At 64.6% G+C, this 5,446-nt stretch carries 4 protein-coding genes; all 4 read left to right on the top strand.

Annotated features, from left to right (window positions below):
* Window positions 1–141: 141 nt before the first annotated feature.
* The 4 genes from Q0316_RS17970 to Q0316_RS17955 are packed head-to-tail and all read left to right on the top strand — an operon-like array spanning window position 142 to window position 5,303.
* Window positions 142–1,275 (top strand): tyrosine-type recombinase/integrase, encoded by a 1,134-nt coding sequence (locus Q0316_RS17970; protein ID WP_184107147.1) that lies wholly within the window; start codon window positions 142–144, stop codon window positions 1,273–1,275.
* Window positions 1,275–3,047 carry a site-specific integrase gene (locus Q0316_RS17965; RefSeq protein ID WP_184107145.1) on the top strand — a complete coding sequence of 591 codons (1,773 nt, stop codon included), beginning with the start codon at window positions 1,275–1,277 and terminating at the stop codon, window positions 3,045–3,047. The genes Q0316_RS17970 and Q0316_RS17965 overlap by 1 nt, the downstream gene beginning before the upstream one ends.
* A 44-nt stretch (window positions 3,048–3,091) precedes the next feature.
* The gene (locus Q0316_RS17960) at window positions 3,092–4,873 is read left to right on the top strand and encodes a hypothetical protein (protein ID WP_240456262.1); all 1,782 of its coding nucleotides are present in this window, start codon (window positions 3,092–3,094) and stop codon (window positions 4,871–4,873) included.
* A gap of 58 nt (window positions 4,874–4,931) precedes the next feature.
* Window positions 4,932–5,303, top strand: coding sequence for a hypothetical protein (locus Q0316_RS17955; RefSeq protein ID WP_298674892.1), 372 nt, complete (start codon window positions 4,932–4,934; stop codon window positions 5,301–5,303).
* Window positions 5,304–5,446 lie beyond the last annotated feature (143 nt).

The raw sequence follows: 5,446 nt of genomic DNA, 5'->3' as shown, positions 1-5,446 counted from the left end.
TGTTAGGTCCTGCCCACAGGATGTCCTTTCTGTCCTTTCAGGGCTATCCAGAAGGACACCCTGCACAGGCCCCACTCTCCTTCTTCGCCGAATGGGGTGGGCCCGAGGGCCCACCCCATTCGGCAGCGATCGAGGAGAGGTATGGCGGAGTTGTTGTTCTCGGCAGAAACGTTCAGGCCCGATGGCTCATCGGTTCTGGGCGTGCCGATGCTGCTCGACGCGAAAATGCGACTGATCGAGCCGGCCTGTGCCTGGCTGATGCATGTCGCGCTGGTGCGTGGGCGGACGCGCAGCCCCGAGACCTGGCGCACCTACGGCGAAGCGCTCTATGACTGGTGGCAGACGATTGAGGCGAATGACTGGCGCTGGGACAGTGTCGGCTCTGGTGAGATCGCAGCATACCGGGACAATATGTTGCATCCACCTGATGACGACGAAAAGCCGCTGGCGCGCAGTACGATCAATGGCCGGTTGCGCACCATCGCCCGGTTCTACCACTGGTGTGCCGGGACCGGCCTGATTGATCGAACGCCGTTTACGGCAAGCGACGTCGCACTGTCGCGAAGCCGCCCGCCAGGCTTCTTCGCTCATATCGATGCGAGTGGCGGCCGCGAGCGCGTCAACGAGCTGACCGTGCGCCATGTGACGATGCTGCCGCGTCCGCTGGCGCCGTCGGCGATCCGGCGGATCATAGCGGAAATGCCGGTCAGGGACCGGCTCGTTGTCGAATGGGCGGTCACGACCGGGATAAGGCGCATGGAGATCGCCGGGTTGAAACTCCGCCTTCTTCCGAAGGCCTGCGCCGAACCGATGATGCCGGTGCGAATCGACGCAACAAAGGGCGGAAAAGCCCGCGTCATCTATCCGCCGCCCACGCTTCTGGATCGGACGTGGGCTTATGTGCGGGAGGAGCGCGCCGTCACGGTTAGAAAAATGCAAGCTCGCGCTGGGCCCACTGACCCTGACGCGCTGTTCCTGACCGTAAGGGGGCAGCCGATGACGCCCCGGCGGGTTGGCGCGATGTTCAAAGCGGCGGCAGACGGCGCAGGCGTACCGGCGACGTTCCATGCGCTGCGCCACACGTTCGCGGTAGCGATGCTGAGGTTCCTGCAGCGCGAGGCACAAACCCATCCGGACCTCAATCCGCTGCTCGCGCTGCAGGTGTTGATGGGGCACGCCGATCTTGCGACCACAGCGATCTACCTCCGCGTCGTCGCAACCGACCTCTCGATCATCGAATCCTCAGTCGATGATCTCTATGCGGCACTGCTGTAGTGGCACGCCGCCGGAAGAATTATCGGGTCGCACCATCGCCGATCCCGCTGATCAGCGAGCCCGGTACGCTCGTCGTCAACTTCGTACAAGCAGACGGCACGCTCAAGCGTTCGTTCGATTTTACAATGTTCGGAAAAGTGCCGATGGCGGCCGAGCTGGCGCTGGCGTTCCGACATCATCTTGGCGACAAAGCAGCGTCAACTCGCATCAGCACCTATCGTCGGCTTCCCCTGTGGTTCTCGTTCATCAAGGAACATGATGATGCAATCACGTCGATGCGTGACGTCGATACAGCGGTGCTGCGCGCGTTCATCGCATCGCTCGATACCAAACCCTGGGTGAAGGCGACGAGACATGGGGCATGGTCGTGCATCAAGCAGTTGATCGCATGGTTGCAGCGAAACCGGCCCGAGCTGACCCACTCCGACCTTGATATCCCGTTCAACGCCTTCCCACGCAAGAATGCCGAGACACCGCCTCGAGCGGTGCTGAGCCGAAACGAGATGGAGCGCGTGCTAGCCGCAGCCCGCGCCGATATCACTGCCAGCTGGGCGGTGTTCCAGGCTGGGTGCGCGGCGCTTGCGCGCCTCGACCGTGCCGCGATCGCGGCTGAGGACGATCTGGCGCGGCTTGATCTGGACGATATCGGGGTTCTGCTTGCGATAATCTGCGATCGGTTCGGCGGGATCGTGCCACCGACGCGGGTGATGTCGAAGCCGGGAGCGAAACTGTGGCGCCTTCACTTCGCGATGCTGCGCCATGGCGCCAATCTGAAGGTGGCGGCTCATCTCTACATGATGCCGGAAACGATCGTGCCCTACATGATCGCGATCGGCGCGCAGACCTACGCCAATGCCGAAGCGCTGCGCTTGCTTCGTCGCGACTGCATGAGCGAGCACCTCCTGCTTGACGGCCGCGTGCTCGTCACCTGGAGCAAAGGGCGCTCGAGCCGCGAACAACGGCGCAGCTTCCTCAAGGATAAGAGCTTCTCGGTCCCGACGTTGATCGAGCAAGTGCTGGCAATGACGGCTGCGCTCATCCCGCATGCGCGGCCCGAGGACCGGGACCGCCTGTTCCTGATCGACAATATGAACAGCTCGCGGATCGTCGGCGTGATACCGAACTATCTGGTATCGGCGCATGTCCGGCGCTTCGTGAAGCGTCACGATCTGCGAGACGATCTGGGCAGGCCCTTGCAACTGAGCATCGCCGCGCTTCGGGCATCTGGGCTGACGCTGGCGCATGAGAGGCTGGGCCATGATATCCTGAAAACCCAGGCGCTGGCGAACCATGCGACGCCGGACACCACGCAGCGTTATGTGGATCGGCCGCTCGTCCGACAAGCCCAAGCCATCGCCGTTGGCGCCTTGCAGGCCCGGTTCGTCGAGATCGTGCGGGGGGAGCCGGATGCGGAAATACCCGAACAGCCTGACGTCGACGTTCGCCGTGCGTCGGCCTCGGGCTTCATCTGCGCCGATCCGATGGGTGGGGCGGCGGAAGGCCAGCGTGCGGGCCAACTCTGCACGGCCTGGCTGGGGTGCTTCACCTGCCAGAACGCGGTCATCCCGCTCGATGTGGAGATGCTGGTTCGGCTTAACGCGACGCGATCGGCGCTGATCGACGCGCGAAACGGGATGGTGCCGGGTCGTTGGCGGCTGCTCTATGCCCCCAAACTGGAGATCCTCGAACGCGATATTCTGCCGCGCTTCCCGGACACGCTGCATGATGCAGCGGTCGACCGTGCGCTGCCCGTGCTGCCGCCGATCGAATGAGCGTGCGGCCACAAACGAGGGCGGGGGCGCCGGCCTGGGAAGATATGGCCGTCTCGCCCTGGAGCCGATTCGGCGACGACGAATGGCGCCTCGACATCAGGACGTCGGGTCGCCGCGCCGATCAGAACCGGCTGCGCTGGGTCGTTGCGATGCCAAAGGATGCGAGGATCGGCATCGGGGAGCGCGCGGCCCTGATCCATGCCGCGAAGCACTTCCTCTGGTCGATGCGCGTCGATCCGCCAGCGGGACGAAAGCGATCATCGCTCGCGTCGCTTCATATGAAAGGCCTGATTCTGCGCACGCTGATCGGGTGGATGGCGATCGAGGGGCTGCGCCGCTTCTCCGACATCGACCCGAGCGCTGTCGATCGCCTGTGCGTTTGGTTGCGCGGTCGTCCCGCCCGCAATGGAAAGGCGCGGGTCAGCCCAAGCACGGTGAGCAACTACCTGCTCGCCATAAAGGATCTCTATCGGCAAAGAACCAAGCTGAGCGATGCTCCGCGCGTCGATCCGCTGCCGTTGGACACGACCTTCGAGGCGGCGGGCGTCACGCGCGCGACCAAAGGGACAATCCCGTTCATCCCGGATGAGGTCGCCGTCGCGATCCTTGGCGAAGCGTTGCGCTGGGTGGAGGAGCATGGCGAGACGATCATCGAGGCTGAAACGATCCGCTTACGAGCCAGGGCCATCGGCCTCGCTACCGGCATCTCCCGCCAAGCCTCCTACTATGTGCGCAGGGCGCTGCGGCAAGCGCATCTGACGGGACCGCTGGGGGACAAGTTGGATGGCGCTTACGCCGTCCGTCACGCCGCATGCCACCTCGTCGAAGCCTGCTACATCGTCATCGCGGGCTTCGTCGGGATGCGGGTGAGCGAGATCCTGTCGATGAAGGTCGGGGCGATCGAATACCGCCCGATCGGCGAGACCGGCGTGGATCAGGCCTATGTGGTGGCGCGGTTGTTCAAGACGGTAGACCATCCCGAGGGGCGGGAGGAACGCTGGGTTGCCCCCGCGCCGGTGGTGCGGGCCGTCGATCTGCTCGAACAGCTGAGCGCCCCGCTGCGTGCCGCGTCGGGACGCGATGAAATCTTCCTGGTCAAGAACACGCAATATGGCGAGATCGTGCCGGTGACCCACATGCACATCGGTTGGCGGATCAACGACTTCGCGCGGCACGTCGGCGTGCCCGAACATGAAGGAAAGCCTTGGTCGTTCAGCACGCACCAGTTCCGCAAGACCTTCGCTCGGTTCGTGGCACGGCGGGATCGATCACAGCTTCTCGGGCTGGCCGAGCACTTCAAGCATGCGTCGGTCGCGATGACGGCCCGAAGCTATGTGGGGAACGACTTCGATCTGCACGGCCTTATCGACCATGAGAGCCGCGCCGAAACCGCCGCAGCGCTCGATCAAATGCTGACCAGCAAGCGCCTTGGTGGCCGGATGGGGGAGCGTATCGTTGCCGGCAATGTCCGGTTCCGCGGCCGTGCCGGTGAGCAGGTCCGGCGCGACTATATCGCATTTATCCTCGCGGAGACCGATCTCCGGGTGCATGCCTGCGATTATGGCTGGTGCGTGTTCCAGCAGGAAACGGCGCGCTGCGGCGGTGAGGCCGGGCCGAGCGAAGCCGGGAGGGCGCCAGCGGTGTGCCTGTCGTGCGCGAATATGGTCGTTGAGGAGCAGCATGCCGGCTACTGGCGAGATCGGCGTGCGCGCAATGCTGCCCTGCTTCCCCGAGCCGGAGCGATGACAGCGGCGGTGCTGACCGAGGCGATCGAACAGTGCGACGGCGTGCTGGCAAAGATCGGAGGGCAATATGAGGGGAACTGATGCGTTGCGCCGATCTGACGCGGTCGCAAGGAGCTACCGGGCTGCACTCGCCAGACTTGTGCGCGGCGAAGGGCGGCATGCCGATCATGCTGGGCGCGTCGTGCGGATCAGCCCGGCTTCGGTCGCGCGCGAGGCTGGGCGTAGCCGCAATCCGCTCTACACGACCCATCGCGACATCCTCGACGAGATCGAGGCGGCGGCGGGTGGCCCAACACCGGCGACCGATCTGGCAGCGCGCATCGCCGAGCTTGAATCCGATCTGGCGGACCTGAGGGCAGCCGCGCGCCGTCATGCGGAAGAGAAGCGTCTTTTGGCGAGCGAGAACCTGACGCTGCTTCATCGCGCGAGGACGGCCGAGGACCGGCTCGCCGGCAGCCTACGGCGGATGCCGGACGCACCCGCCGCAATCCCAATTACGCCGCAGCGCTGAGTTGCAGCGCCGGCTGCTGTGCGTGCATCCAGTCGACCCCCGCCTGGGCTTTGCTCGCCGCAGTGAAGATGGCGGAGGTATCGTTCTACAGCACCCTCGCCCGCGCCGCCCGCGACAAGGACACTTGCGATGTTACCTACCTC

The organism is uncultured Sphingomonas sp. (genome assembly GCF_937871615.1).
In the GTDB taxonomy this organism is placed as follows: Bacteria; Pseudomonadota; Alphaproteobacteria; order Sphingomonadales; family Sphingomonadaceae; genus Sphingomonas.
This window is presented reverse-complemented; position numbering and strand designations above follow the sequence as displayed.

Coding starts and splice junctions, on each gene's coding strand:
- Q0316_RS17970 (WP_184107147.1), top strand. CDS start 142: ATGGCGGAGTTGTTGTTCTCGGCAGAAACGTTCAGGCCCGATGGCTCA.
- Q0316_RS17960 (WP_240456262.1), top strand. CDS start 3,092: ATGGCCGTCTCGCCCTGGAGCCGATTCGGCGACGACGAATGGCGCCTC.